2 protein-coding genes are annotated in these 3,172 nt (G+C 35.2%); both read right to left on the reverse strand.

Annotated elements, in window-relative coordinates; translation table 11 throughout:
- Positions 1–1,943 precede the first annotated feature (1,943 nt).
- Positions 1,944–2,480, reverse strand: a complete 537-nt coding sequence (locus ACIQ2X_RS16555; RefSeq protein ID WP_396180108.1) for a hypothetical protein — start codon at positions 2,478–2,480, stop codon at positions 1,944–1,946.
- A gap of 3 nt (positions 2,481–2,483) precedes the next feature.
- Positions 2,484–2,732 (reverse strand): hypothetical protein, encoded by a 249-nt coding sequence (locus tag ACIQ2X_RS16560; RefSeq protein WP_396180109.1) that lies wholly within the window; start codon positions 2,730–2,732, stop codon positions 2,484–2,486.
- Positions 2,733–3,172 lie beyond the last annotated feature (440 nt).

Below are 3,172 nucleotides of genomic sequence, written 5' to 3' on the forward strand. Positions count from 1 at the left end.
TGAAGGATTATATTTGTATTGATTAAGACCAGTCCAACAATTAGTAGTACATTTCATTGCTTTAAAAGAAGCGTAGTAATTGGTAGGACATTCAGATACACACCACCCATAACCAGTAGTACCCATCGAATCACCAAATCTATAAGGAGCAGTGCAGTTGGATACAGTTGGCGGCTTTACACATGATCTTGTGAAATTGTCTCTAAACCATCCATCGTTAGATGGACATCCTGAACGGCAAATTCCATCAGCCCATTTCCATTTATCATTATTTATATCACAGACACAAATACCACCAATTGCAACTTCTGCAGTATTACTGCAACCAATACAATCATTAGCTGTTGGTCCACTACAATAATTACAAGAACTATGACATTTCAAGACAGTGACTTGAATACCATATAATCCCCAATGTAGTTGATATCCTAAATTATTTTCCAGAAGATTTTAATTTGTTGTCAGATAAAAAGTCTATGTTGTATAATTTCTTGTAGGGACTTGGGCAGTAGTGAAAAGGACATAGTCCATTTTGTTAGTTCCGCAAAGTTGTTCTCCATAAGCATTTTTAATATCGTAATTCCAAGTCCAAATAGGAGCTGAAGTGTTTGTATCTCTAGCTAAGTATATTGCACCTCTGGTGTTATATTAGTCCACAAAGAGTAACCCAATCTTCACTGTATAGGCGTAGTAGTTTGTCCCTGTAGTAGTGAAGGTGTACCCAAAATATTTGTTAGTTGTTGGGCTGACTTGCTGATATCCGAAAATAGTTGAAAAAGATCCACATGTTAGAACTGATAAAGGTTAAATTAGAGTATTTGTATAAGAATCGCCAGTAACCCAGGTATATGTGTTTAAGCCTGTATTTGTGTTTAGAAGGCATCGATTAGAACTATCAAGATAATATCCAGTGTAGCATGTAGCACAATTTGTTATTCCTGTACCGGTGCAGGTTTTACAAGTTATATGGCATCTGATATTGCACGTTGCATATAGTGAAGAAGAATATCCCTCCAAACATTTACAATTTACTTCACTCCAAGGAGCCGAGACTGAAGGTGGTTCATAATAAGAGTATGTTCTGCAAGTATTCTAACTTATGCATTTTCCACCAACAACGACATAGCCCAGCAGACAAGAAGTACACACCAGTCCATTGCTACAGAAACTATCTGAACCACAACTAATATATGGATAATTATTCCTGATAATAGAAATATCGCAGTTAGAACAAGGAGAAGGACAGGGGTAGCAAGCTAATGTTCTAAAACTTCCATAATACCCAATACTTGTTATATTATTAGTCGAAAGTGGGCAAACATTCATGCATTAGGAGTAACTGTCATTATAGGCATATAGAAAAGCTACAATACCTCCTGAAGAAAAAGCATAATTTGCGCCCTTGCAGGTAGAACAGTTGATGCTAGAACGTTCACATGTTAAACAATTTGTACCACAATTGTTGCATCGTGTTTAATTAGCAGGATAACCAAGGTCGAGTGCAATATATTGGCCAATAGGACATATATCATCACATACTGTATTGTTGGTCCATTTGTAATAGCCATTTCTACAAATTGTACATTGAGTATTCCTAGGCCCAGTACAGTGTATACAGCGAAAATCACAAAGCATGCATAAATTTGTACCACTTCTGTAATAAACTGTATTTGAAGCAATATTGTTTGCAGCTGTACCATTTATATAGGTCTCAGTAGGCCCAGACACTAAAGAAGCATATTGTGCAAAATTGACACTACGTTGATCTGTATTCGCATATCCAGTACGGTAAACTGGGAAGTAGAAGTAAGTAGGGCAAGACGTTACACATTTTCTATTCGTATTATAAGAGGAATGTCGACACATGTCATAAGTTGATGTTCTACATTATGCGCAATCATTTGGGGTAATATATTTCGCCAGACATTATGCATATAAATCCATTAAGAAATAATTATTACGACATTGTAAACAATTTGTAGCACTATTTCTACACCATCTACACTAATCAACACAATCATGGCATGTTCTATCACCAACACCAGTCGAAGTGACAATATTAGCCTAGTCAATATACTATCCATGCCAATCTCCAGTATTCCATGTATATATTCCCATCGGACAACTTTATTGGCAATAATTTGGTCTTTGTGACCACATATAATTAAATCTTTTGCAAGTAAGGCAATTAGTTTGATCAGGTCCATCACATGTCTGGCAATGCTAATTGCAAAAATAACAAATACCATCATTATTAAGTCTACGGTAATAAACACAACCATTATCATGGGCATTCGTTTGACAAGAATTCCATGACCATGTATTATAAGGTTCAACACTATTAGTTGTTGACTGAGAGACATAAAAATAGAAAGTTGGACAAGTATTTGCGATTGGATAGCACTGACTATAATAGCAGGTATATTCAGGTACATATCCAGTCGTACTAAATCTTGTAGTACATGTACTGGTAGTATCATCAATTAAATAATAATTCGCTCTACATGACCAACAATCAGTTTAGGCAGGACCATTACAAAAATTACAACGAGAATCGCATACTCTACATTCATTATCAGAACTAACAACATATTGGCCAACCGAATTAGTACCAAATCCAGAACCACCAATAGAAACACTAGGGCAATAAGTATAACAACGACCCCAACCATTCCATAAATACCATCCGCCCCTACAAGATTGGCAATTTTAATGCGGATTATTTTGTCCATTACATGTTGTACATTACCATGAACATTTTCTATACATCGCCATATCTATATACTTACTAGTAGTCCCACAACAGTTCCCACGCCAATGACAATCGCACCAAGTATATGTATCTCTATTTTGACCTATATAATATTAGCCATATCTACCATCTGGGTTATTGCAACTCCAAATACTGCCAGCATTATTTTAATAGCATGTACCATATCCTGGGTTTCCACAATTCCAAAACCCATCCCAACTAGGACATCCACCCTCGACGAGATATAAATTAATTAGCAGAATATTGCATATGAACATGATTTTATAGTGAAGCTACTTAAGTTTTATCATCTTATTGTTTTTCAATAGCTTTATTGTTATTATATTATTTATGATAATATATTAAATTCATCAGCCATTATATTTATATATTTTATATAATCTCTTACCTTAGATTCAT

This window comes from Flavobacterium sp. (assembly GCF_044368625.1).
GTDB lineage: Bacteria > Bacteroidota > Bacteroidia > Flavobacteriales > Flavobacteriaceae > Flavobacterium.